The sequence below is a fragment of the Pseudoduganella dura genome, assembly GCF_009727155.1.
GTDB lineage: Bacteria > Pseudomonadota > Gammaproteobacteria > Burkholderiales > Burkholderiaceae_D > Rugamonas > Rugamonas dura.
This window is the reverse complement of record NZ_WNWM01000002.1, coordinates 3,436,926-3,461,611: the sequence shown is the minus strand read 5'-3', so window position 1 is coordinate 3,461,611 and position 24,686 is coordinate 3,436,926. Positions and strand designations below refer to the sequence as shown.

General features: G+C 61.5%; 18 protein-coding genes, 2 tRNA genes and 3 rRNA genes. 12 read left to right on the top strand and 11 right to left on the bottom strand.

The features are described from left to right. Window positions 1–8: 8 nt before the first annotated feature. The 8 genes from rtcA to GJV26_RS15115 all read right to left on the bottom strand — a co-directional run bounded on the left by rtcA (window position 9) and on the right by GJV26_RS15115 (window position 9,910). Window positions 9–1,034: an RNA 3'-terminal phosphate cyclase gene (gene rtcA, locus GJV26_RS15150; protein ID WP_155709558.1), complete on the bottom strand. Its 1,026-nt coding sequence runs from the start codon at window positions 1,032–1,034 to the stop codon at window positions 9–11. Between the two features lie 50 nt (window positions 1,035–1,084). Next, window positions 1,085–2,317, bottom strand: a complete 1,233-nt coding sequence (locus tag GJV26_RS15145; RefSeq protein ID WP_155709557.1) for an RtcB family protein — start codon at window positions 2,315–2,317, stop codon at window positions 1,085–1,087. A 105-nt stretch (window positions 2,318–2,422) separates the two neighbouring features. Continuing rightward, on the bottom strand, window positions 2,423–4,309 hold the full coding sequence (locus GJV26_RS15140) for an esterase-like activity of phytase family protein (RefSeq protein WP_308807655.1): 1,887 nt from the start codon (window positions 4,307–4,309) through the stop codon (window positions 2,423–2,425). Between the two features lie 471 nt (window positions 4,310–4,780). Continuing rightward, a 5S ribosomal RNA gene (gene rrf, locus GJV26_RS15135) occupies window positions 4,781–4,893 on the bottom strand. 125 nt (window positions 4,894–5,018) lie between these two features. After that, window positions 5,019–7,910: ribosomal RNA gene (locus GJV26_RS15130) — 23S ribosomal RNA — on the bottom strand. 195 nt (window positions 7,911–8,105) lie between these two features. Then, window positions 8,106–8,181 (bottom strand) — tRNA-Ala (locus GJV26_RS15125). A gap of 12 nt (window positions 8,182–8,193) precedes the next feature. After that, window positions 8,194–8,270 (bottom strand) — tRNA-Ile (locus GJV26_RS15120). A gap of 109 nt (window positions 8,271–8,379) precedes the next feature. Continuing rightward, window positions 8,380–9,910: ribosomal RNA gene (locus tag GJV26_RS15115) — 16S ribosomal RNA — on the bottom strand. The 16S, 23S and 5S rRNA genes sit together here with 2 tRNA genes alongside, the layout of an rRNA operon. Window positions 9,911–10,355: 445 nt before the next feature. On the opposite strand from GJV26_RS15115, the gene GJV26_RS15110 reads away from it, so the two are divergent. The 10 genes from GJV26_RS15110 (at window position 10,356) to GJV26_RS15065 (ending at window position 19,995) form a co-directional block, all read left to right on the top strand. After that, a complete protein-coding gene (locus tag GJV26_RS15110; protein ID WP_155709555.1) occupies window positions 10,356–11,831 on the top strand; it encodes a B12-binding domain-containing radical SAM protein in 1,476 nt (491 codons plus the stop codon). Window positions 11,832–11,909: 78 nt separating this feature from the next. Continuing rightward, complete coding sequence (locus GJV26_RS15105) at window positions 11,910–13,034, top strand: MlaE family ABC transporter permease (protein ID WP_155709554.1); 1,125 nt, start codon at window positions 11,910–11,912, stop codon at window positions 13,032–13,034. Then, entirely contained in the window at window positions 13,034–13,864 is an 831-nt protein-coding gene (locus GJV26_RS15100) for an ABC transporter ATP-binding protein (RefSeq protein WP_155709553.1), read from the top strand. Before GJV26_RS15105 ends, GJV26_RS15100 begins: the two co-directional genes overlap by 1 nt. 37 nt (window positions 13,865–13,901) lie before the next feature. Beyond that, window positions 13,902–14,843, top strand: coding sequence for an MlaD family protein (locus tag GJV26_RS15095; protein WP_155709552.1), 942 nt, complete (start codon window positions 13,902–13,904; stop codon window positions 14,841–14,843). 18 nt (window positions 14,844–14,861) lie between these two features. After that, window positions 14,862–15,512, top strand: coding sequence for an ABC-type transport auxiliary lipoprotein family protein (locus GJV26_RS15090; RefSeq protein ID WP_229419308.1), 651 nt, complete (start codon window positions 14,862–14,864; stop codon window positions 15,510–15,512). 2 nt (window positions 15,513–15,514) lie between these two features. Continuing rightward, the gene (locus tag GJV26_RS15085) at window positions 15,515–16,702 is read left to right on the top strand and encodes a VanZ family protein (protein ID WP_155709551.1); all 1,188 of its coding nucleotides are present in this window, start codon (window positions 15,515–15,517) and stop codon (window positions 16,700–16,702) included. Window positions 16,703–16,742: 40 nt separating this feature from the next. Next, the gene (locus tag GJV26_RS15080) at window positions 16,743–17,063 is read left to right on the top strand and encodes a (2Fe-2S) ferredoxin domain-containing protein (RefSeq protein ID WP_155709550.1); all 321 of its coding nucleotides are present in this window, start codon (window positions 16,743–16,745) and stop codon (window positions 17,061–17,063) included. 2 nt (window positions 17,064–17,065) lie between these two features. Beyond that, a complete protein-coding gene (locus GJV26_RS15075) occupies window positions 17,066–17,728 on the top strand; it encodes an alpha/beta hydrolase (protein ID WP_155712498.1) in 663 nt (220 codons plus the stop codon). 90 nt (window positions 17,729–17,818) lie between these two features. Further along, on the top strand, window positions 17,819–18,964 hold the full coding sequence (locus tag GJV26_RS15070) for a D-alanyl-D-alanine carboxypeptidase family protein (RefSeq protein ID WP_155709549.1): 1,146 nt from the start codon (window positions 17,819–17,821) through the stop codon (window positions 18,962–18,964). A 119-nt stretch (window positions 18,965–19,083) separates the two neighbouring features. After that, on the top strand, window positions 19,084–19,995 hold the full coding sequence (locus GJV26_RS15065; protein ID WP_229419307.1) for an aldo/keto reductase: 912 nt from the start codon (window positions 19,084–19,086) through the stop codon (window positions 19,993–19,995). 82 nt (window positions 19,996–20,077) lie between these two features. Here the strand turns inward: GJV26_RS15065 and pssA are convergent, their stop codons facing one another. After that, a complete protein-coding gene (gene pssA, locus GJV26_RS15060) occupies window positions 20,078–20,836 on the bottom strand; it encodes a CDP-diacylglycerol--serine O-phosphatidyltransferase (RefSeq protein WP_155709548.1) in 759 nt (252 codons plus the stop codon). Window positions 20,837–21,021: 185 nt separating this feature from the next. On the opposite strand from pssA, the gene GJV26_RS15055 reads away from it, so the two are divergent. Next, window positions 21,022–21,987, top strand: a complete 966-nt coding sequence (locus tag GJV26_RS15055) for a CAP domain-containing protein (protein ID WP_155709546.1) — start codon at window positions 21,022–21,024, stop codon at window positions 21,985–21,987. A 29-nt stretch (window positions 21,988–22,016) separates the two neighbouring features. Then, on the top strand, window positions 22,017–22,607 hold the full coding sequence (locus GJV26_RS15050) for an Hpt domain-containing protein (RefSeq protein WP_173346212.1): 591 nt from the start codon (window positions 22,017–22,019) through the stop codon (window positions 22,605–22,607). 34 nt (window positions 22,608–22,641) lie between these two features. Here GJV26_RS15050 and GJV26_RS15045 read toward each other — a convergent pair whose 3' ends face one another. Next, entirely contained in the window at window positions 22,642–22,842 is a 201-nt protein-coding gene (locus tag GJV26_RS15045) for a hypothetical protein (protein WP_155709543.1), read from the bottom strand. A gap of 464 nt (window positions 22,843–23,306) precedes the next feature. Beyond that, complete coding sequence (gene mnmE / locus GJV26_RS15040) at window positions 23,307–24,686, bottom strand: tRNA uridine-5-carboxymethylaminomethyl(34) synthesis GTPase MnmE (protein ID WP_155709542.1); 1,380 nt, start codon at window positions 24,684–24,686, stop codon at window positions 23,307–23,309.

Sequence of the window (24,686 nt, the reverse complement as noted above, 5' to 3'; positions counted from 1 at the left end):
CGACGCCGTCATCGGGCACGGGCGGCAATCGTGCACAGGCTGTACCGCCCCCCCGCCTCGAACGTCACGTGCACCGGCAGGAATTGCGCGATTACCTGGGCATTCGTGATCGCATGCTGCGAAACGTGATCGACCGTATAGCTGCCGCCGCCAGCCAGTGCGAGCGGCAGCATCAGCTGGTCGCCAAGGTGTTCGCCCACCGCGGCACCGGATACCAGGTAACGCCTTGCCTCCAGCACCGCGTCGCCGGCCACGTCTTCGGCGCGCCGGCGCTTCTCGCCCACCGACGAAAATACCTCCGTCGCGTGTTCGCTCTCCAGCACGATCAGCACCGCGTTGCCGGGCCCCTGGTCGTTCGACAGCGGATGCGAAGACAGCTGGTCGTCGCGCCAGTGCAGCGCCTTGCCGATGCACGCCAGCTCGCGCTGGGCAACCGACAGCGGAATCGCGGCCACGAAGGCTTCGGCACGCGCCTCGCGCAGCACGCCCCGTTCGGGCAGGTGCAACTGCCGCAGGCGGGCACACGGCCAGATGGCGGCGCATACTTCCCCGCCGCCATTCGGATGAAAACCGAAGCGCTTCAACTCGAAGTCGACCTGCGCGCCCATCGCCTCTAACATGCGCACGTAGGCATGTTCGATGAAGTGCGCGGGTGGCGCCTTGGGGTTGTGCGTACCGCCGCCAACCTTCACCACCGATGGCACATCTGCATGGAGCAGCGCCGGTATCAATGTCTGCAGCACGAGCGTCGCGCTGCCGGCGGTTCCGATGTCGAATTCGTACACGCCGCCCTTGATGCAGCGCGGGTTGAAGGTCAGCCCGGTCGAGCCCAGCTCGGCGTGGGTAACATCCGCGCCGCATACCGCGGCCGCGGCCCGCACGGCCATCAGGTGCTGCCGCATCAAGCCTGGCTTCGCACGGTTGGCGCGGATGTTCCGGATCCGGAACGGCTGCCCCGTGATCATCGACAGCGTCAGCGACGAGCGCAGGATCTGCCCGCCGCCTTCTCCAGTTGAGCCATCGAGCTCGATCATCGCATCAGCCCTTTTCTCGATTCCGCGGCCAGCCTCGCGGCCACCCGAGGTTAACCTTTGACACAGACGACCTGCTTCAATGTATGCACTACTTCGACCAGCTCGCGCTGTGCATGCATCACGGCGTCGATGTCCTTGTAGGCCATCGGGATTTCATCGACCACGCCGTCGTCCTTGCGGCATTCCACGCCCTGCGTGGCGCGCACCTGGTCTTCGCGTGTGAAACGGCGCCTGGCCTCGCTGCGGCTCATCGCACGGCCGGCGCCGTGGCTGCAGCTGGTGAAGCTTTCCTCGTTGCCTTTGCCACGCACGATGTAGCTGCGCGCGCCCATCGAGCCGGGAATGATGCCAAGCTCTCCTGCCTTTGCCGACACGGCGCCTTTGCGCGTGACCAGCACATCCCGGCCGAAATGACGCTCCTTCTGCACGTAGTTGTGATGGCAGTTCACGGCTTCCACGTGCGTCTCGAACGGCTTCCTGATGACGGTGCGGACAGCCTTGACCAGGTTTTGCATCATCACTTCGCGGTTCATGCGGGCAAACTTCTGTGCCCAGCCCACCGCTTCCATGTAATCGTCGTAATGCTGCGTGCCTTCCTTCAGGTATGCCAGGTCGCGATCCGGCAGGTTGGCCAGGTGCGTGCGCATGTCCTGCTGCGCCAGTTCGATGAAGTATGTGCCGATCGCATTGCCCACGCCGCGCGAGCCGGAGTGGAGCATCAGCCAGACGGCTTTTTCCTCGTCGAGGCAGACTTCGATGAAGTGATTGCCGGTACCGAGCGTGCCCAGGTGCTTGTAGTTGTTGGTGTGCCGCAGTTTCGGCGTCTTGAGGCAGATGACATCGAACTCGCTCTTCAGCTGCGACCAGGCCGCGTCGACGGCGGAAGGCGGGTCCTGCCACGAACCGGCATCACGCCCCTTGAAGCCGCGCGTCCTCGGCGACAGGCCGTGCGGGATGGCTTTTTCGATCGCGCTGCGCAGCGGACCGAGGTTATCGGGCAGGTCGTTGGCGGACAATGTCGTCTTGGCGGCCATCATGCCGCAGCCGATGTCCACACCCACGGCTGCGGGGATCACCGCACCGAGCGTGGGGATCACGCTGCCGATCGTCGAGCCCTTGCCCAGGTGGACGTCGGGCATCACGGCGATGTGCCTGTAAATGAAGGGCATCTTCGCCGTGTTCGCCAGCTGATCCTTCGCCTCCGGCTCCACCGGTACGCCGCGCGTCCACATCTTGACGGAACGGCCGCCCTTCACCTCCATCGTGTCGTACTCCGCCCCCATGCTGGCCTCCTGCCGGATGATCGTCAATCCAGCCGGGATTATCTTCGATCCGGCAGGAGGGGCGCACACGATCAGCAACTGCCTTGGTCAATGACCGGCGAAGCCTCAGTAACTGCTGAGCGCCTTGCCGAACTTCAGGAGCCACAGGCGGCTCGGCCGTTCCGCATCCGTGCCGCGCGCAACGCGGATCGTATTGACTGCATTGCAACCAGGCGCGCTACCGGTGACGATCGTGCCGGCGGCATCGGCATTGCACTTGGTAACGTCGGCATCCGCCACCGCCTCGCCGGAAGGCGCGAATACCTTGGTCTTCAGGCCGAAGTCGTTGTCATTGGCGATCGCGAGCGTATTGGCGTCGACGAGCGTCAGCCCTTCCGCCTTCTCTGCCAGCCAGCCGATGGCGTTCAGGTCGAGCAGCAGTGTCTTCTTCAGCGGTACCACCTTCGACCAGTCCGCCCCGTTGACGGCCGCGCCAGCCATCGAGCTCTTTTCGAGATCGGCCGTGTCGGCGTTGAACGCCACGGCGGAAATATCGGTGGCACCGCCGATTTCAACCAGCATCAGCTTGTTGAACACCTTCCCCGCCGGGTCGGCGCCCTGCTCGATGACGATGAACTTGCCATTGCCCAGCGCGACCACGTCGCCCAGCTTCGCATTGCCGGTGCGGCCATCCTGGTAATCAGCCGCGCTGATGGGATAGGCATACATTTTCGTCGTGGCGCCGCTGGCGGGATCGAACTCGATCCATCGCGTGAAGCGGGCAAAGCGTTCGACCTGCTCGCTCTTGCCGGTCGTCGAATAGAACGCGCTGCCATCCGCCAGCGGACTTTGCAGGAAACCGTGCAGCTTGTCCGCGGCGGTATCCAGCGTGAGGCCTTCCATGCCGCGGTTCGCGCGGCGCTTGGCAAAAATCTTCGGCAGGCCGGTGCCGGCCGCATATCTGTTCTGGATGATGCCGGTGGCCGCGTCGACCTTCACGATGAACGGGCCGTATTCGTCCGAGATCCACAACGCGTTACGCTTCCTGTCGAAAACGATCGCTTCGCTGTCCAGCCCATTCGCGCTGAAGACTGCCTTGCCGGCCGCGTCGTATCGCATCGCATCCATGACCGGTACCTCGGCGGAGTTGCCGAGCGAACCTTCGGGAATTGGCAAGCCGGTGCTGCTGGCGGTGGCCGAAGCCTTGATCGGCACGATGGCGTTCAACACCGCTCCTGCCTTGCCGACGGTGATCAGGCCGATCGACGGCGTGAAACCCGGTGACGGAAAAATCTTGCTGCCGGTTGTGCCGGAACCGCTGAGCGAAGGCACGTTGGGGCCATCGCCGTTCGGGCCGCGGTCGGTCAGGCCGTAGAACTCCAGGTCGCCGCTGGCGTTGACGCCCTTGAACGCCAGCCCGGAACCATACGAAGGCAAAAAGCCCAGCGGGAAGTCTTCCCTGACCTTGGCATTGCTGCCTTCGTAGGGAATGTAGAACTTGCTGTCCGCCTGGATCTGGTAGCGGGTGGCACTGACGTCGACTACACCCTGCGTGAATTTTTCGACGGCTGGCGTGTTGAGCCTGGACGCCAGCGTATTTTCAAAATGCTCGCGGACCAGCATGCGGCGCGTGTCGTCCACCGTTCGCGCGCCATAGCTGCTGCCGGCGACAGCCAACGCGGATGCCAAGGCCGGATTGAAATTGCTCGTGGCAGCATTGAAGTCGAGGGCCTTGCCGGCCAGGGCGGCGCGGGTGCCTGCCGTGATGCGGATGCCGTTCGATGGGTCGCTATCGTCATCGAGCAGCTGCAGCGCGAGCAGGCGGTTGACGACCTTTAGGTCCTTTACGTCCGTGGTGCCCGCCAGCTGCAGTGGCGTGACCGTCGCTGCACATGCCGCACTACCGAGCGAAATGCCGCCCATCGCAAAGCTGACCATATCGCCTTCGGCGCAACTGAACTCGCCCTTGCTACCCGTCGTCGCACGTGCCGCGGCGCCGGCCACGTATTCCATTCCTTCCACTGCACCATCCAGGAACACACCACTGACCTGGGTTTTGGCCGGGGCGGTAACAGCGGGCGTATCGTCGCCACCGCCGCAAGCAGACAATGCAACGGCAAGCGACAACATGGATAAACGTGGGAGCTTCATGCGGACCTCTTCGAATGGAAAGAGCCGCAGTTTACGGAGCCCGCGTGACGTGGCGATGACAGAAAGTTACTGCAACATCGCGGGCGGCTGCGATTGACTTGCAATACATCCGAAAAACCGGAGCCTGCCACTGGTTTTTGTATGTATTTCAGCCGTGTTGAGTCTACTGGTTTGCCATTTCTCGGTGCCTGAGTGCCGGTGTCAGACACTTTTTTCTAAAAGAAAAAGGTGTCTGAGACCGGTTTTCCCATGCGTTTCGACCATCCAAGCTTCGACCATCCAAAGCAAAAAACCCCCGACCAGATCACTGGACGGGGGTTTTTCTATATAACAGCCTGACGATAACCTACTTTCACACTGGTTGCAGCACTATCATCGGCGCAAAGTCGTTTCACGGTCCTGTTCGGGATGGGAAGGGGTGGGACCGACTTGCTATGGTCATCAGGCATGACTTGTACGTAGCGTCGCTCCCTGTCGGGCAGCGCAGCTACTAATCTGGAAGAAGTAAAGTCAGGGTAGTTCAAGCTGCATCGTCAAACACAGGCAAATGCTCCATAACCGTCAAGGTTATAGGGACAAGCCTTACGGGCAATTAGTATCAGTTAGCTTAATGCATTACTGCACTTCCACACCTGACCTATCAACGTCCTGGTCTCGAACGACCCTTCAAAGAGCTCAAGGCTCTGGGAAATCTCATCTCAAGGCAAGTTTCCCGCTTAGATGCTTTCAGCGGTTATCTCTTCCGAACTTAGCTACCCGGCAATGCCACTGGCGTGACAACCGGTACACCAGAGGTTCGTCCACTCCGGTCCTCTCGTACTAGGAGCAGCCCCCTTCAAATTTCCAACGCCCACGGCAGATAGGGACCAAACTGTCTCACGACGTTTTAAACCCAGCTCACGTACCACTTTAAATGGCGAACAGCCATACCCTTGGGACCGGCTACAGCCCCAGGATGTGATGAGCCGACATCGAGGTGCCAAACTCCCCCGTCGATATGAACTCTTGGGAGGAATCAGCCTGTTATCCCCAGAGTACCTTTTATCCGTTGAGCGATGGCCCTTCCATACAGAACCACCGGATCACTATGTCCTACTTTCGTACCTGCTCGACTTGTCGGTCTCGCAGTTAAGCACGCTTATGCCATTGCACTATTAGCACGATGTCCGACCGTACCTAGCGTACCTTCGAACTCCTCCGTTACACTTTAGGAGGAGACCGCCCCAGTCAAACTGCCTACCATGCACTGTCCCCGATCCGGATGACGGACCAAGGTTAGAACCTCAAATGAACCAGGGTGGTATTTCAAGGTTGGCTCCACGAGAACTGGCGTCCCCGCTTCAAAGCCTCCCACCTATCCTACACAGATTGATTCAAAGTCCAATGCAAAGCTACAGTAAAGGTTCATGGGGTCTTTCCGTCTAGCCGCGGGTAGATTGCATCATCACAAACATTTCAACTTCGCTGAGTCTCGGGAGGAGACAGTGTGGCCATCGTTACGCCATTCGTGCAGGTCGGAACTTACCCGACAAGGAATTTCGCTACCTTAGGACCGTTATAGTTACGGCCGCCGTTTACTGGGACTTCAATCAAGAGCTTGCACCCCATCATTTAATCTTCCAGCACCGGGCAGGCGTCACACCCTATACGTCCACTTTCGTGTTTGCAGAGTGCTGTGTTTTTATTAAACAGTCGCAGCCACCATTTTATTGCAACCCTTTCGCCCTCATGGAGTAAACCATTCAAGCTACCGGGGCGTACCTTTTCCCGAAGTTACGGTACCAATTTGCCGAGTTCCTTCTCCCGAGTTCTCTCAAGCGCCTTAGAATACTCATCTCGCCCACCTGTGTCGGTTTGCGGTACGGTCTCGTATGACTGAAGCTTAGAGGCTTTTCTTGGAACCACTTCCGATTGCTTCGCAGCACTTGGCCGCTCGTCCCGTTCCCTTGAATTACGTGCCCGGATTTGCCTAAGCACCTTCTATGAAACAGAAACTGACTATTCCAACAGTCAGACAACCTTCCGCGATCCGTCCCCCCATCGCATCATACGACGGTGCAGGAATATTAACCTGCTTCCCATCAGCTACGCATCTCTGCCTCGCCTTAGGGGCCGACTCACCCTGCTCCGATGAACGTTGAACAGGAAACCTTGGGCTTACGGCGTGCGGGCTTTTCACCCGCATTATCGCTACTCATGTCAGCATTCGCACTTCTGATACCTCCAGCATCCTTTACAAGACACCTTCGCAGGCTTACAGAACGCTCTCCTACCATATCGATCAAGGTATGAATACCAAGAAAAATATCCGCAGCTTCGGTGACTGGCTTAGCCCCGTTACATCTTCCGCGCAGGACGACTCGATCAGTGAGCTATTACGCTTTCTTTAAATGATGGCTGCTTCTAAGCCAACATCCTGACTGTTTTAGCCTTCCCACTTCGTTTTCCACTTAGCCAATCTTTGGGACCTTAGCTGGCGGTCTGGGTTGTTTCCCTCTTGACACCGGACGTTAGCACCCGATGTCTGTCTCCCAAGCTCGCACTCATCGGTATTCGGAGTTTGCAATGGTTTGGTAAGTCGCGATGACCCCCTAGCCATAACAGTGCTCTACCCCCGATGGTGATACTTGAGGCACTACCTAAATAGTTTTCGGAGAGAACCAGCTATTTCCAAGTTTGTTTAGCCTTTCACCCCTATCCACAGCTCATCCCCTAATTTTTCAACATTAGTGGGTTCGGTCCTCCAGTGCGTGTTACCGCACCTTCAACCTGGCCATGGATAGATCACTTGGTTTCGGGTCTACACCCAGCAACTAGCGCCCTGTTCGGACTCGATTTCTCTGCGGCTCCCCTATTCGGTTAACCTCGCTACTGAATGTAAGTCGCTGACCCATTATACAAAAGGTACGCCGTCACGGAACAAGTCCGCTCCGACTGTTTGTATGCACACGGTTTCAGGATCTATTTCACTCCCCTCCCGGGGTTCTTTTCGCCTTTCCCTCACGGTACTGGTTCACTATCGGTCGATTACGAGTATTTAGCCTTGGAGGATGGTCCCCCCATGTTCAGACAGGATTTCTCGTGTCCCGCCCTACTTGTCGCATACTTAGTACCACCGGTCTGGTTTCGCGTACGGGGCTATCACCCACTATGGCGCCTATTTCCAGAGGCTTCCACTACCAGTCCGACTATCATATGCAGGCTCATCCCATTTCGCTCGCCACTACTTTGGGAATCTCGGTTGATTTCTTTTCCTGCAGCTACTTAGATGTTTCAGTTCGCCGCGTTCGCCTCACACACCTATGTATTCAGTGAGTGATACCCTAAAAGGGTGGGTTTCCCCATTCGGAAATCTTCGGATCAATGCTCGTTTGTCAGCTCCCCGAAGCTTATCGCAGACTTCTACGTCCTTCATCGCCTGTAATCGCCAAGGCATCCACCATGTGCACTTATTCACTTGTCCCTATAACCTTGACGGCTATCGGTATCAAGCATTTACTACTGTGTTTCTGATGAGCTTTATTACTACCCTGAACATGCGATGTCTCGCACATTCAATAAAACTTTACTTCTTCCAGATTGTTAAAGAACGAAACAGCAGTGATCTCTAAAAGATCAAATCTAAATCTCGGGACTTAGATTTGACATCTCGAAAACGTGGTGGAGGATGACGGGATCGAACCGACGACCCCCTGCTTGCAAAGCAGGTGCTCTCCCAGCTGAGCTAATCCCCCTGGGGTACTACGTGGTGGGTCTGGTTGGGCTCGAACCAACGACCCCCGCGTTATCAACACGGTGCTCTAACCAGCTGAGCTACAGACCCGCGCTTAGTGACAACACTTCCAGCGGTGCTACTGTTTCTTCTTCATTCGACAGTCGATAAGTGTGGACGTTTGGTGAGCAAGGGTCCCGAGGAACCGTGCCTACTCTAGAAAGGAGGTGATCCAGCCGCACCTTCCGATACGGCTACCTTGTTACGACTTCACCCCAGTCACGAATCCTACCGTGGTAAGCGCCCTCCTTGCGGTTAAGCTACCTACTTCTGGTAAAACCCGCTCCCATGGTGTGACGGGCGGTGTGTACAAGACCCGGGAACGTATTCACCGCGACATGCTGATCCGCGATTACTAGCGATTCCAACTTCATGCAGTCGAGTTGCAGACTACAATCCGGACTACGATACACTTTCTGGGATTAGCTCCCCCTCGCGGGTTGGCGGCCCTCTGTATGTACCATTGTATGACGTGTGAAGCCCTACCCATAAGGGCCATGAGGACTTGACGTCATCCCCACCTTCCTCCGGTTTGTCACCGGCAGTCTCATTAGAGTGCTCTTTCGTAGCAACTAATGACAAGGGTTGCGCTCGTTGCGGGACTTAACCCAACATCTCACGACACGAGCTGACGACAGCCATGCAGCACCTGTGTTACGGTTCTCTTTCGAGCACTCCCCAATCTCTTGGGGATTCCGTACATGTCAAGGGTAGGTAAGGTTTTTCGCGTTGCATCGAATTAATCCACATCATCCACCGCTTGTGCGGGTCCCCGTCAATTCCTTTGAGTTTTAATCTTGCGACCGTACTCCCCAGGCGGTCTACTTCACGCGTTAGCTGCGTTACTAAGTCAATTAAGACCCAACAACTAGTAGACATCGTTTAGGGCGTGGACTACCAGGGTATCTAATCCTGTTTGCTCCCCACGCTTTCGTGCATGAGCGTCAGTCTTGACCCAGGGGGCTGCCTTCGCCATCGGTGTTCCTCCACATCTCTACGCATTTCACTGCTACACGTGGAATTCTACCCCCCTCTGCCAAACTCTAGCCTTGCAGTCTCCATTGCCATTCCCAGGTTAAGCCCGGGGATTTCACAACAGACTTACAAAACCGCCTGCGCACGCTTTACGCCCAGTAATTCCGATTAACGCTTGCACCCTACGTATTACCGCGGCTGCTGGCACGTAGTTAGCCGGTGCTTATTCTTCAGGTACCGTCATGAGGCACGGATATTAGCCGTACCCTTTTCTTCCCTGACAAAAGAGCTTTACAACCCGAAGGCCTTCTTCACTCACGCGGCATTGCTGGATCAGGGTTGCCCCCATTGTCCAAAATTCCCCACTGCTGCCTCCCGTAGGAGTCTGGACCGTGTCTCAGTTCCAGTGTGGCTGGTCGTCCTCTCAGACCAGCTACTGATCGTCGCCTTGGTGAGCCTTTACCTCACCAACTAGCTAATCAGATATCGGCCGCTCCAGGAGCACAAGGCCTTGCGGTCCCCTGCTTTCATCCTTAGATCGTATGCGGTATTAGCGTAACTTTCGCTACGTTATCCCCCACTCTTGGGCACGTTCCGATATATTACTCACCCGTTCGCCACTCGTCAGCGGAGCAAGCTCCCTGTTACCGTTCGACTTGCATGTGTAAAGCATGCCGCCAGCGTTCAATCTGAGCCAGGATCAAACTCTTCAGTTTAATCTCTGTTTAAAGTCATTGCTGACTTGGTCGCCCATTCAAAATACTGACGAACCCTCTTGCGAGAGTTACGTTTATTTCTTATGAGCGTTTGATGCTATATTTTGAGCTGTCGGGACCGAAGCCCCGGGCACATCATCAAACGCCCACACTTATCGACTGTTGATTGTTAAAGAATTCTGCCCTTGAAGGCTTGCTGCGGATCTTTCAGACCCGGCGACAAAGCGTTGTGTTTGTCAGCAGCAGAGAGATGAGATTATGCGGTGTTTCGTGCAGCTCGTCAACCCCTCGTTCAGCACCGCACTGCGGCGCTTCGCTGTCAGCGCCTGGGCGCCTTCAGCATCCCGCTGCGTCGTTGTTCGCTGCGAGGGACAGAACTATAACGAAACGCCGACTATCGCGCAAGAGTAAAATGCGTGGTTTCGCGATTCACTGCCGCCTTGCCATGACGATCCTGCTTTGCACCCTCAACGCCCGTTATACCCATGCGTCACTGGGCCTGCGCTACCTGCTTGCCAACATGGGCGACCTGCGCGATGAAACCGCCATCCAGGAATTCGTCATCGGCGCCAAGACCACCGAGATGGTGGAGCGCATCCTTGCGCACGATCCGAAGATCGTCGGCTTCGGTATCTATATATGGAACGTGGAGGAGACCACGAAGCTGGTCGCCACCCTCAAGCGCGTGGCGCCGCATATCGTGATCGTGCTGGGCGGGCCGGAGGTTTCGCACGAAACAAACGAACAGCCGATCGTCCAGCTGGCGGACTACGTGGTCACCGGCTGGGGCGATGTCACTTTTCCCAAGCTGTGCCGCGATATCCTGCAGGGGCCGAAGCCGCTGATGAGAGTCCATACGGGCGTGCAGCCGCCGATGGCCGACATCGCCCTTCCCTATGCCTTGTATAGCGACGCCGACATCGCCCACCGCACGCTGTACGTGGAAGCCTCGCGCGGCTGCCCGTTCAAGTGCGAGTTCTGCCTTTCAGCGCTCGACAAGACGGCCTGGCCGTTCAACATCGATACTTTCCTGGCCGAGATGGAAGCACTGCACGCGCGCGGCGCGCGCGTTTTCAAGTTCGTCGACCGAACGTTCAACCTGAACATCAAGACCAGCCTGAAGATCATGCAGTTCTTTCTCGACAAGCTGGCCGCCGCCCCGGACGATCCGGTATACGCCCACTTCGAACTGGTACCCGACCACCTGCCGGACGCCCTGAAGGAAGGCATCGCCAAATTCCCGCCTGGTGCGCTGCAGTTCGAGATCGGCATCCAGAGCTTCAATCCGGCGGTACAGGGCAATATCTCCCGCAAGCAGGACAACGACAAGGCGGCAGCCAACATCCGCTGGCTGTGCGAGCACTCGAACGTGCACATGCACGTGGACCTGATCGCCGGCCTGCCCGGCGAAACAGTCGACAGCTTTGCCGAGGGCTTCGACAAATTATGGGCCCTCGGCCCGCACGAGATCCAGTTCGGCATCCTGAAGCGTCTGCGCGGCACGCCGATCATCCGTCACACGGAAGCGTTCGGGCTGGTATTCGACCCGTACCCGCCTTACACGATCCTGGCGAACAGGGATATCGACTTCTCCACCATGCAGCGCCTGGTGCGCTTCGCCCGCTACTGGGACCTGGTGGCCAATTCGGGCCGCTTCACGCATATGACGCCAGTGCTGCTGGGCGCACAACCGTTCGCGAATTTCATGGCTTTCTCCGATTGGCTGTATGCGAACACGGACGCCACCCACCGGATCGCACTGGACCGCCTGGCCTCCCTGGTGGGCAAGTACCTGCAGCAGCGGGGCGTGCCCGACGTGGCGGGCCTGCTGGCAAACGACGGCCATGGCGTGAAACAGAAGACGGCACCGGTACCAGGAATGGCGGCACCGCAGCGCCAGGCCAGGCACCTGGCGGCATAGGGCCGCCTAAGTGCGTTCGAACACACTCTTCCGACAGGCCCGGTAGCGAACGAAACGAATCTCACTTACACTGGCGACATGCCCATTGCACAAGAGCCAACCCTAACTTTTGAGCCCGGCGGCGCGTCGGGAGCGACGGTGGCCGCCGATGGCACATGGCAGGTCCACGCGCTGGCCCACCGCAAGACCATCAAGGTCATCACGGCGCAACTGGCAAAAGCCAGCGCGGATGCGCAATGGGATCTCTCCGCGATCGACAGCATGGACCACATCGGCGCGCAGCTGTTCTGGCAGGCCTGGGACTACAAGCGGCCCGCCGCCTTGAAGCTCGCGCCCGGCCAGGAGGAATTCTTCAAGCGACTGGAGGCCACGGGCAAGCTCGAGCTGCCGCGCCACCGCACCCACCGCATGAACTGGATCGCCACGCTGGGCGGCGGCGTGCTGCACTTCGCCGAGCACCTGCAAGGCTTCGTGCGGCTGATCGGGCAGGTGGTGCAGGACCTGTGGCGCTTCATCGCCGCGCCGCAACGCGGGCCGTGGAAGGAGATCTCCGCGAACATCTTCCATGCCGGCTTCCAGGCCCTGGGCATCACCGCGCTGGTCGGCTTCCTGATCGGCGTGGTGCTGTCTTACCTGTCCGCGCAGCAGCTGCGCAATTTCGGCGGCGATATCTACCTGGTCAACCTGCTCGGCATGAGCATCATCCGCGAACTGGGCCCGCTGCTGGCCGCGATCCTGGTCGCGGGGCGCTCCGGCTCGTCGATCACGGCGCAGCTGGGCGTGATGCGGGTTACCGAGGAACTTGATGCGATGCTCGTCATGGGCATCTCGCACGGCTTCCGCCTGGTGATGCCGAAAGTGGTAGCGCTCGCGATCTCGATGCCGCTGCTGGTGATCTGGACCGACACGGCGGCCCTGATCGGCGGCATGGTCTCGGCCAAGCTGGAACTGAATCTCTCGGCCCGCTACTTCATCCAGAAGCTGCCGGACGCCGTGCCGCTGGCGAACTACATGATCGGCCTGGGCAAGGGCGCGGTATTCGGCATGCTGATCGCGCTCGTGTCGTGCCACTTCGGCCTGCGCATCCAGCCCAATACCGAGAGCCTCGGCCGCGGCACCACCACGTCCGTCGTCACGGCGATCACCGTGGTGATCCTGGCCGATGCCGTGTTCGCGATCGTCTTCAACGGGGTGGGGTTCTGATGGACGAGATCGACGACGCCGGCCGCAGCTGCTCCGAAGAGCCGAGCGAACTGACGCTCGACGGCAGCGTGCCCGTCGTCGAGATCACCCATTTGCAGACGAAGTTCGGCAAGACCGTCATTCACAACGACCTGAACCTGACGATCGAGCCGGGCGAGATCATGTCGATCGTCGGCGGGTCCGGCACCGGCAAGACCGTGCTGCTGCGCCAGATGCTGGGTCTCGAACGCCCGTCGCAAGGCTGCGTGCGCGTGTTCGGCGAGGACATCACGCAAGCCAAGCCCGCCCAGCTGCAACTGCTGCGCAACCACTGGGGCATGCTGTTCCAGGAAGGCGCGCTGTATTCGGCGCTCACGGTGTTCGAGAACGTCGCCCAGCCGATGCGCGAATTGCGCGTGCTGCCCGACGCGCTGGTGCGCGACGCCGTGCTGCTGAAGATGAACATGGTAGGCCTTGGTCCGGAGCATGCGAACAAGATGCCCTCCGACCTTTCCGGCGGCATGGTCAAGCGCGTGGCCCTGGCCCGTGCCCTGGCGCTGGAGCCGAAGCTGCTGTTCCTGGACGAGCCCACTGCCGGCCTCGACCCGGATCGCTCGGAAAGCTTTGTTTCGCTGATCAAGTCGCTGCACCGCGAACTGGGCCTGACCGTGGTGATGGTGACGCACGACCTGGATACGCTGTTCGCACTGTCGACGAGGATCGCGGTGCTGGCTGAAAAACACGTGATCGCGGTGGGGCCGACGCACGACGTGATCCGCTTCGATCACCCGTTCATCAAGGAATTCTTCCTGGGCGACCGCGGCAAGCGCGCCCTGGAAGCCCTTGAGTAGGCGCCTGCACCGGGCCTGTACCAATTAAGGAGCACATATGGAAAACCGATCGCACGCCTTCATGACCGGCATCTTCACGCTGACGCTGCTCGTGGCCGCCGTCCTGTTCGGCATCTGGTTCAACCGCGACCGCGTGGAATACGATCCCTACCTGCTGGCCACCACGCTGGCCGTGCCGGGCCTGAACCCGCAGGCGGCCGTGCGCTACCGCGGCCTCGAGGTGGGCAAGGTCGACGGCATCGACTTCGATCCGCAGCGGGCAGGCCAGATCCTGGTCCACCTGGCGATCGATCCGGCCACGCCGATCACGAAAACCACCTATGCCACGCTAGGCTACCAGGGCGTGACCGGCATCGCCTACATCCAGCTCGACGACGAATCGGTGGGCTCGCCGCGTCTGGCCACGAATGCCGACGATCCGGCCCGCATTCCGCTGCGTCCCGGCCTGCTGGACCAGCTGGAAAAGCGCGGTACCGCGATCCTGTCGCAGGCGGAAAAGGTGACGGAAAAGCTGAACGACCTGCTGAGCGACGACAACCGCAAGACCATCCTGGCAGCATTCTCGGACGTGAGCGAAACCGTCAACCGCTACAAGGCGCTGCCGGACCAGCTGGGGCCCACCATCGAGAAGCTGCCGGCGCTGGCCACGAAGGCGGAAACGGCGATCGATTCGGTCAACACGCTCGCGCGGGACGTGACGGCGCTGTCGCAAAGCCTGCATGGCCCGGACGGCACCCTGACACGCATCGGCGATTCCGTCGACCGTGCCGTCAACGGCGTGGAAGCGGTGACGACCGGCGCGCAGCTGGAAACGCTGCCGGGCATCACGGCGCTGACCGACGAAACCCGCTCGTCGATGCGCGCCGTGCGGCGCACGATGAACACCCTGAACGACCGCCCGCAAAGCATCCTGTTCGGCGCACCCGATATCACGCCCGGCCCGGGCGAACCCGGCTTCGCTGCGCCGGCCAGGCAATAATGGAGTGAAAACCACGCGATGAACGACACCATGCCCCACTCCCCGCTCCGCTCCCCCACCCGGCCCGGCGCCACGATCGCGACGATCGCCGTGGCCTGTGCCGCCTTGCTGACCGGCTGCGCCTCGACCAAGGCCCCGGCGCCCACCAGCTTCGATTTCGGCCCGGTGGCCGCGCCGGTGACGGCAATGCCCGCCGCGGCCAGCTTTCCGGCGCTGGTGGTGGCGGACGTGAACGGCCCCGCCACGCTCGACACCGACCGCATGTTCTACCGCCTGATGTATGCCAATGCGCAGCAGGCGCTGCCCTATGCATACAACCGCTGGGCCGCCACGCCGCTGCAGCTGCTGTCGCAACGGCTCAAGGCCCGCATCGCCCAGGGCGGCGTGAAAGTGCTGTCCACCACCGACGCCACCGGCGGGCTACCGCTATTGCGCCTGGACATGGACGAGTTCTCGCAGAACTTCGCCAGCGCCACACAAAGCACCGCCAATATTTCGTTGCGCGCTTCGCTGTTCCGCGGCCACCTGCTGGTGGACCAGCGCACGTTCACCCGCTCGGCCGATGCGCCCAGCGCGGATGCGGCCGGCGGCGCCAGCGCGCTGGCCGCCACGTCGGATGCGATCGCGGCCGATCTTCTCGCCTGGCTGGCCACGCAGCCGCCGCGCTGAACATGACCGGGGACGAACACGCCGGCGCCGCGGCGGCCCCGCCGCCGCCTGCCGCGCCGCCTGGCCCGGTGCCGGAGACCAGGCCGCAGCGCGGTTCGCCCGTGGCCCGTGCCAGCCTGCTCGCCTACCTGCTGCTGATCATCTATGCCAGCTGGTACCCGTTCACCGGCTGGCACAACCAGGGGCTGTCGCCGACGATTTTCCTCGAGCATACGGCGATGCCGCGCTACTGGACCAAGTTCGATGCGATCATCAACGTGATCGGCTATGTTCCGTTCGGCATGCTGATCGCGTATGCGCTGCACCCCGCCCTGCGCGGCATCCTGGCCTTCATCGCCGCCGCCATCCTGGGCGCCTTCGTGTCGGGCCTGATGGAAGCGGTGCAGACCTACCTGCCCAGCCGCGTATCGTCGAACCTCGACTTCTATACCAACGCGGCGGGCTGCGCGCTGGGCGGCCTGATCGGCGTGCTCACCGCGCGCAAGCTGCTCGATACCAGCCACCTGTACCGCCTGCGGCAGCGCTGGTTCGCGCTGCACGCCAGCCAGGGGCTGGTACTGGTGGCGCTGTGGCCGCTGGCGCAGATCTATCCCACCTCGTTCCTGTTCGGCCAGGGGCAGGTGCTGCCCACGCTGTCCGGCTGGGCCAGCGACCTGCTGGAAATGGACATCGACCTGCTGGCCTGGGTGCGCCCCGATCCGGAACTGACGGTGGAACAATACTGGCTGTCCGAAACCATGATCACCGCCTGCGGCATGGTCGGCGCGGCGCTGACACTGCTGTGCCTCATGCGCCGGCCAGCGCCGCGCCTGCTGCTGGCGGCGGCGCTGCTGGCAGCGGCCGTGGTGACGAAGACGCTGGCTTCGGCCCTGCTGTTCACGCCCGACAATGCGTATGCCTGGGTCACGCCCGGTGCGCAAGGCGGCTTCCTGATCGGCGGCATCATGGTCGCCGGCCTGGCATTCGCACCGCTGGCGGCGCAGCGGCGGCTGGCGATCGCCACCATCCTGCTGGGCATCGTGGTGGTCAACAGCACGCCGGTGAACCCGTATTTCAGCGCCACCATGCAGGCATGGGTGCAAGGGAAGTTCCTGAATTTCAATGGCGCGGCGCAGTTCCTGTCGCTACTGTGGCCCTTCTGCGCGCTGTGGTTCCTGTGGCTGCCATCCCATAAACTCAATAAGCCCTGATCGCGGGTATCATTACGGCTTGACGCAAAACGAGGCAAGCATGAGCGAGACTCCCTACTTCAAACACCATGTGTTCTTCTGCATGAACACGCGGGACGACGGCCGCGAAAGCTGCGGCCCGCGCGGCGCCGAGCAGGCACAGAAACACGCGAAGAAGCGCTGCAAGCAACTGGACATCAATGGCGCCGGCGGCGTGCGGATCAACCAGGCCGGCTGCCTGGACCGCTGCGAACACGGCCCCGTGCTCGTCGTTTATCCCGAAGGCACGTGGTACACCTACGTGGACAACTCCGACATCGATGAAATCATCGACAGCCACCTGGTCGGTGGCCAACCGGTGGAAAGGCTCAAGATCAAGTAATGATGAACAAGAACACCAAGCATTTCACGATGCAGGGCAATGCCGGCCTGATGGAGGGCCTGATCGACCTGCCGCTGGACGGCAGGAAGCCGCGCGGCATCGCCCTGGTGGCGCACCCGCACCCGCTGTATGGCGGCACGATGGAAAACAAGGTCGCGCAAACGCTGGCGCGCGCCTTCGTGGCGCTCGACTATGCGGTGGCGCGCATCAATTTCCGCGGCGTGGGCCAGTCCGAAGGCGAACATGACCGCGGTCATGGCGAGACGGACGACATGGAACTGCTGTACCGCCACATGGTCGAGCAATTTCCCGACCTGCCGGTGGCGCTGTCGGGCTTCTCGTTCGGCACCTACGTGCAGTCGCAGCTGGCGCAGCGCCTTGCCGCCGCCGGCACCCCGGTCGAAGGCCTTGTGCTGGTGGGCGCTGCGGCCGGCAAGTGGCAGATGGCCGACATCGCGCCGAACACGATCCTGATCCATGGCGAGAACGACGACACGATCCCGCTGCAGGCGGTGTTCGACTGGGCCCGTCCCCAGGATGTGCCGGTGCTGGTGATTCCCGGCGCGGACCATTTCTTCCATCGCAAGCTCAATCACATCAAGAGCTGGGTGACCGCATTGTGGCTGGGCCGGGCGCAACAACGGGACGACACCGAGGACGCGTGAGCGCCTATAATGTCCGGGCCATTTTTTCGTTGAATGAAATGGTCCCCGCTTCAAGCTTTCTTAGGCGCTCCACATAGAGATTCCAGATCCATGAAAAAACTGCTCGCGGCACTGGCTTCCAGTGTCCTGTTACTTTCCTCCGCCGTAGCACAAACCCTCCCTGCCCCGACGATTGCCGCCAAGTCCTGGCTGCTGCTCGATGCCACCAGTGGCCAGCTGATCGCCGCGCAGGACCCGAACATGCGTGTCGAGCCGGCGTCGCTGACGAAGATCATGACGGCGTTCATTACCTTCGAAGCGCTGCGCGACAAGAAGCTCGATATCAACCAGAAGGTCAACGTCTCCGTGCGCGCATGGAAAGTGGACTCTTCCAGCTCGAAGATGTTCATCGACCCGGCCGTTCCCGTGTCGATCAACGACCTGCTGCACGGCCTGATGGTCCAGTCGGGCAACGATGCCGCCGTGGCGCTGGCCGAAGCGGTGGCCGGCGACGAAGCCACCTTCGTCACATTGATGAACCGCGAGGCACAACGCCTGGGCATGACCAACACGCGCTTCGCCAATCCGCACGGCCTGCCCAGCCCGGACAACTACACCACGGCGCGCGATCTTTCCGTGCTGGCCAAGCACGTGATTTTGGAGTTCCCCCAGTATTACAAGATCGACTCGGTCAAGAGCTTCACCTACAACAAGATCACGCAGCCGAACCGCAACCGCCTGCTGTGGCTCGACCCGACCGTGGACGGCATGAAGACCGGCCACACGGAATCGGCCGGCTACTGCATGGTGGCCTCGGCCAAGCGCCCGAACGGCAACCTGGAACGCCGCCTGATCTCGGTGGTGATGGGCACCAATTCCGACGCTACCCGCACGGCCGAAAGCCAGAAGCTGCTGAACTGGGGCTTCCAGAACTTCGACACCGTGAAGCTGTATTCGAAGGGCCAGGCCGTGGACACGCCGCAGATCTGGAAAGGCGCCAAGGGCACCATGAAGATCGGCTTCCGCCAGGATGTGATGGTCACCGTGCCGAAGGGTGTCGCTGCCAAGATGAAGCCGGTGCTGGAGCGGAAAGATCCGCTGGTGGCTCCGCTGGCGGAAGGCGCCAACGTGGGCAAGCTGAAGATGATGGTCGATGGCAAACCGCTGCTCGAACTGCCGGTCGTTGCGCTGGAAACGGTGGAACAGGCTTCGATCTTCGGCCGCGCGTGGGATTCGATGCGCCTGTGGCTGAAATAAGCCGCGCAGGCTGCTGAAGCAAGCTATTAAAAAGCCCGCCGCCGGCGGGCTTTTTTGTGCGCGTGCGCTCCCTGTGCGCTCTATAATTTGAGCTCCCCTCAATCAGAAAGTTACCCGCCATGACGAAGCATTCTTCCTGCCCCGCCGTCCGCACTTCCGAAGATGGTCTCGCGCTGTCGCGCATCGTTGCCGGCATGTGGCGCATGGGGGAATGGAAGATGTCGCCGCAGGAGCGCCTGGCGTTGATCGAGGGCTGCATCGAACTGGGCGTCACCAGCTTCGACCATGCGGACATCTACGGCAATTACGGTGTCGAGGCGCTGTTCGGCGAAGCGCTCGCCTTGCGGCCGGCGCTGCGCGAACGCATCCAGCTGGTGAGCAAGTGCGGCATCAAGCTGGTGTCGCCGGCGCGCTCCGAGCATACGGTCAAGCAGTACGACACGTCGGCGGCCCATATCACGGCGTCGGTCGACAACTCGCTCAGGGCGCTGCGCACCGATTTCCTCGATCTGCTGCTGATCCATCGCCCCGATCCGCTGATGGATTTCGACGAGATTGCCGAAACCTTCGAACACCTGCGCGCGGCGGGCAAGGTGAAGCATTTCGGCGTATCGAACTTCACCCGCCACCAGTTCGACAGCCTGCACCGCCGCATTGCGCTCGCCACGAACCAGGTGGAGTTCTCGCCGCTGCATACGGCGCCGCTGTACGATGAAACCTTCGATGGCTTGCAGGATCGGCGCGTGGCGCCGATGATCTGGTCGCCGCTGGCCGGCGGCCGCCTGTTCCGCGACGACGCCGCCACCGGGCCGCTGCGTGCCACCATCGCCCGGATCGCCGGTGAAACGGAACAATCGTTCGGCAGCGTGGTGTTCGCGTGGATCATGCAATTGCCATCCAGGCCGATCCCGCTGACGGGCAGCGGGCGCGTCGAGGCGATTGCCGAAGCGGTGCGCGCCACGCACTTCACGCTGAGCCGTACCCAGTGGTTCGAGATCCTGCGCGCGGCGCAAGGGCACGAAGTACCCTGATGGCACGGGGCACCCCGTGCCCCGTCGCCTGTTGCGGCAAGCTGGCCGCCGCGCTCCGACGACTGCCGTTTCATCGCCCCGGTCAATCTTCCTCGTAGACGAGCGGCGGCGCAATGCCCTTCCAGCCGCTCCGCCAGGCCAGGTTCAATGCCAGCGTGGCGGCGATGTACAGCGCGAAGAACAGCACGAAGTAATAGAACCGCAGCCAGACGAGCAGGCCCACGTTCACCAGCAGCAGCACCAGTGCGGCCACGCTCTTCTTCTGCTTCGAACTGGGGAAGCGGATCGTGGAAACCATCAGGCTGCCCACGGCGAACAGCAGCACCACCACCAGCCAGCCATGCAGGCTCGTCTCCGGCGGAAACGGCCATGCCACCACCACCGCTGCCACGCACGCCGCGCCCGCGGTGATCGGCATGCCGACAAAATATTTCGGATCGGTGCGCCCCACGCTCACGTTGAAGCGGGCCAGCCGCAACGCGCCGCAGGCCACGAAGAAGAAGGCCGCCAGTCCGCCGGCCCGCAGCAGGACGGGATCGGCAGGCCCCATCTGCACGAACGCATAGCAATACAGCAGTATCGCGGGACCGACGCCGAAATTCATCACGTCCGCGATCGAATCGAGCTGCACGCCGAACTCTGAACTGGTGCCGGTGGCACGCGCCACGAAGCCATCGAGCGCATCGAAGATGCCGGCCAACACCAGCAGTGCCGCGGCGAGCCGGTAATCGGCGGGAAAACCGGCGTGCGCATTGTCCACGGAAATCACAATGCTGCCGAAACCGCAGGCGATCGACAGCAACGTGACGAAGCTGGGCAAAGCGAATTTGGCGCGCTGCATGCGCCCTGTGCGCGTGTTCTTCAATGGACAGGCCCGTAATGAATGAACCTTATTGTAACGCCGGCCCCGTGTCCGCTGTTCCGATTGGTGCAATGGTAACAATGGTAACCGTATCCCGGCAGCGGCCGATTTGGCATAGAATCGCGCAATGGCCGGGTTGGCCTTGAAAAAAGCAGGAGCTGATCATGCATTTGAAGGACGGGCGTAATTTGCGATGGAAATCAGGGTTGCCGGCCATGCTGCTGGCGGCGATGCTCGCCGCTTGCGGCGGTGGCGGTGGTGACGACACCCCTTCCACGGCCGCCACTCCCGTTGCCACACCCGCTGCGCCTGCGGGGCAATCGGGTGCCCCCATCGCCACCGGCGACACGGCGGCCGATGGTTTTGCATGGTTCAATTACCGCCGCAGCCAGGTCGGCCTGGGGACACTGACGCGCAACACGCTGATCGATACCGCCGCCGTGGGCCATTCGAACTACCTGCGGCTCAACAATACCGTATCGCACGACCAGGTGCGCGGCAATTCCGGCTTTACCGGCGTCACGACGGGCGACCGCCTGACCGCTGCCGGCTACCGGATCGTCAATCCATCGGCATATGGCGAAGTGATCTCCGCCGCCAACGACCGCTCGGGCTTCTTCCATGCCGAAGAGCTCATCGCGGCGATCTACCACCGCTTTCTCGTATTCGAACCGGTGTTCCGCGAAATGGGCGTGGGGGCGTCCAGCGCCACCAATTACACCTACTTCACCACCAATTTTGCCGCCAGCAACGGTTACGCAACCGGCCTGGCACGCGGCAGCGTGGCGGTGTATCCGGTCGATGGCCAGGCCGCGGTGCCTGCCAACTTCATGAGCGACAGCGAATCGCCGGACCCGGTACCGAACCAGAACGAGGTGGGCTATCCGGTCAGCGTGCATGCGAACATCTCCTCCACGCTCACCGTGACCAGCTTCACGATCAAGCCGCGCGGCGGTTCGGAGCTGCCCGTGCGGCTGCTGGCAACCGCGGTGGACTCGCACACGCCGGAAGCCGCGGCCGCCATCGTGCCGCTCGCCCGGCTCAGTGCCGGCACCACTTACGAGGTTTCTTTCCGCGGTACCGTGGACAGCGTTGCCGTCACCCGCAACTGGTCATTCACCACGCAATAATGACGGACGGGGCGGCAACCGAACCAGCCGTGCTCGATGTCGATGGCGGTATCGCGCGGTTGATGGGCAACAGCGGCATCTATTTCAAGGCATTGAAGCGCTTCAGTGCGCAATTCCAGGCGCCGCGCACGGTGGCGGCGCAGTTGGCCGCTGGCGACGAGGCGGGCGCATACCTTGCCATTCACACGCTGAAAGGCGCGGCCGGCCTGCTGGGCGCCGGCGAAGTGGCGGCCATTGCCTCCGAGGTGGAAACGGCGCTGTCGCGCGGCGACCCGGTGCAGGCGTTGCTGGACGATCTCGAAGGCGCCCTGCAGCGCGTGCAGGCCCGCATCGATGCCGCCATGCCCGTGCCGGTGCCGGAAAATACCGGCGTCTCCTCAACGGCCGCAGCCGCGATGCCGGCGGCGATACGAAACATTCCCGAATTGCTCGACCAGGTATGCACGCTGCTCGACGAAGGCAACGCCACGGCGATCGACATGCTGGAAAAATACGCGACGGTGCTCGAAAAAGCACTGGGTGCCGCCGCCTGGCAGGCCATCATGGCGGCGGCGCGGGATTACGACTTCGAACCTGCGCTCACGGCGCTGCAGCGCGCCCGCTTGACGACGTCGCGCTGAAGGGATGCGGCGGCGCCGGTAACGCTCGCGTACATCAGCGGGTATATTCGGATTCCTCGTCGAACGATGCCGCACAGTCCCTGCCGCAAAACCGCTTGACGCTGTCGAGCGGTTTCTCGCAATACCAGCACGATCCCTTCGGCGGCAATGTGTGCCGTGGCCGCGGCGGTGCTTCCATCACCGGCATCAACGTCGCCACACCATCGGGCACCGCCTGTTCCTGGGTCGCTTCCATGATCTTCCCCTCTCCAGACACATCAACTGCTAGCAAGATTACGTCAGTGGAAGTATGCGAACGTGACCAATATCAACACCCTAAAGCTTGCCGCTCGCCGCTACAGACTGTGTTGCTCAAATCAATCATAGCAGCATTAAATCAGGTCAACAGCGGCCGATTCGTGCGCCACCGCACGCAATGGGGCCAATGATCCGGTGGTTGCTACGATGTGAATAGTCAGAGAAAATTTTTTAATGGAAATGACGGTGGCGATAGTTCATCGTCCGACGCCAGGGCATGGCCGACGCCATGCCGACGGTCGCAACGCGATTCTGCGAGCTGCCCGGCAGCCTTGCCCGTCCTGGACGACTCGATGAAACGGGGTGCCGGCCGGGAGCCGGCTGCAGCTGCCTCGCTACGGTGACCCCGAACATGGGATGCGTCCGCAAACGATGCGGTACGTTCCCATGTTTCGCGCGGTTTTACTTGCCGATACAGAAGCGGCTGAAGATCACTCCCAGCAGGTCGTCCGACGAGAACGCCCCGGTGATCGTGGCCAGCTGCACCTGCGCCAGCCGCAGCTCCTCGGCGAACAGGTCGAGCGACTGGTCGCTTTGCGCGGCATGCTGGCCGGCCAGGTCCATGTGGCGCGCGGCCGATTTCAGCGCGATCAGGTGCCGCTCGCGGGCCAGGTATAGCGATTCGCCGGTCTGCTGCCAGCCGGCGATGCGCAGCAGCTCCTTTCGCAGCAGGTCGATGCCGGTATGATCGTGGGCGGACAGGTAGATGTGGGTGGCATCGTCGCTGGCGTCGATCGAAGGCTTGTGGCCGGAAAGGTCGATCTTGTTCCAGATGCGCAGCACCGGCACGCCCGCCGGGAAGCCGGCCAGGATCGATTCATCGGCGCGGGTGGGGCCATGGTTCGCGTCGAGCATGTGCAGGATCACGTCCGCCTTGCCCACTTCGCCCCAGGTGCGCTCGATGCCGATGCGCTCGACGAGGTCCACCGCCTCGTCCTGGCTGCGGATGCCGGCCGTGTCGATGATGTTGAGCGGAATGCCTTCGATCTGGATCGTTTCGCTGACCTTGTCGCGCGTGGTGCCCGCGATCGGGGTAACAATGGCCACATCGGCCCCCGCCAGCGCGTTCAGCAGCGAGGACTTGCCCACATTGGGCTGCCCCACCAGCACCACGTTCAGCCCCTCGCGCAGCAGCGCGCCTTGGGAAGCCTGGCGGAATACCGTGTCCAGCGCTTCGACGATGCCGCGCAGCTGGCCGCGCGCATCGGATTTTTCCAGGAAATCGATCTCTTCTTCCGGAAAATCCAGCGTGGCCTCGACCAGCATGCGCAGGTGCGTCACGCGCCCGACCAGTGCGTGGATCGCCTGGGAAAACGCGCCGGACAGCGATTGCGAGGCCGATTTCGCGGCCGCTTCGGTGGAAGCGTCGATCAGGTCGGCCACCGCCTCGGCCTGGGCCAGGTCGAGCTTGTCGTTCATGTAGGCGCGGCGCGTGAATTCTCCCGGCTCGGCCAGGCGCACGCCGAAATCGTGGCCTGCTTCCAGCACGCGCTGCAGCAGCATCTGCAGCACCACGGGGCCGCCGTGGCCCTGCAGCTCCAGCACGTCCTCGCCCGTGTACGAATGCGGGCCCTTGAACCAGATCGCGATGCCCTGGTCGATCAGGGTGCCGTCAGCCTGCGTGAATGGCAGGTAGGTGGCGTGGCGCGGCTTGAGGGCCGCGCCGTTGAACAGCGCCTGCGCCAGCCCGCCGAGGTTCTTGCCGGATGCGCGGACGACGCCGATGCCGCCGCGGCCGGGAGCGGTGGCGATGGCGGCGATGGGGAAAGTATCGAGATTCAT

Bases quoted from the DNA above. Each gene is read 5' to 3' on its own strand.
- rtcA (WP_155709558.1), bottom strand. From the start codon at position 1,034: ATGATCGAGCTCGATGGCTCAACTGGAGAAGGCGGCGGGCAGATCCTG.
- GJV26_RS15145 (WP_155709557.1), bottom strand. From the start codon at position 2,317: ATGGGGGCGGAGTACGACACGATGGAGGTGAAGGGCGGCCGTTCCGTC.
- GJV26_RS15140 (WP_308807655.1), bottom strand. From the start codon at position 4,309: ATGGAATACGTGGCCGGCGCCGCGGCACGTGCGACGACGGGTAGCAAG.
- GJV26_RS15110 (WP_155709555.1), top strand. From the start codon at position 10,356: ATGACGATCCTGCTTTGCACCCTCAACGCCCGTTATACCCATGCGTCA.
- GJV26_RS15105 (WP_155709554.1), top strand. From the start codon at position 11,910: ATGCCCATTGCACAAGAGCCAACCCTAACTTTTGAGCCCGGCGGCGCG.
- GJV26_RS15100 (WP_155709553.1), top strand. From the start codon at position 13,034: ATGGACGAGATCGACGACGCCGGCCGCAGCTGCTCCGAAGAGCCGAGC.
- GJV26_RS15095 (WP_155709552.1), top strand. From the start codon at position 13,902: ATGGAAAACCGATCGCACGCCTTCATGACCGGCATCTTCACGCTGACG.
- GJV26_RS15090 (WP_229419308.1), top strand. From the start codon at position 14,862: ATGAACGACACCATGCCCCACTCCCCGCTCCGCTCCCCCACCCGGCCC.
- GJV26_RS15085 (WP_155709551.1), top strand. From the start codon at position 15,515: ATGACCGGGGACGAACACGCCGGCGCCGCGGCGGCCCCGCCGCCGCCT.
- GJV26_RS15080 (WP_155709550.1), top strand. From the start codon at position 16,743: ATGAGCGAGACTCCCTACTTCAAACACCATGTGTTCTTCTGCATGAAC.
- GJV26_RS15075 (WP_155712498.1), top strand. From the start codon at position 17,066: ATGAACAAGAACACCAAGCATTTCACGATGCAGGGCAATGCCGGCCTG.
- GJV26_RS15070 (WP_155709549.1), top strand. From the start codon at position 17,819: ATGAAAAAACTGCTCGCGGCACTGGCTTCCAGTGTCCTGTTACTTTCC.
- GJV26_RS15065 (WP_229419307.1), top strand. From the start codon at position 19,084: ATGACGAAGCATTCTTCCTGCCCCGCCGTCCGCACTTCCGAAGATGGT.
- pssA (WP_155709548.1), bottom strand. From the start codon at position 20,836: ATGCAGCGCGCCAAATTCGCTTTGCCCAGCTTCGTCACGTTGCTGTCG.
- GJV26_RS15055 (WP_155709546.1), top strand. From the start codon at position 21,022: ATGCATTTGAAGGACGGGCGTAATTTGCGATGGAAATCAGGGTTGCCG.
- GJV26_RS15045 (WP_155709543.1), bottom strand. From the start codon at position 22,842: ATGGAAGCGACCCAGGAACAGGCGGTGCCCGATGGTGTGGCGACGTTG.
- mnmE (WP_155709542.1), bottom strand. From the start codon at position 24,686: ATGAATCTCGATACTTTCCCCATCGCCGCCATCGCCACCGCTCCCGGC.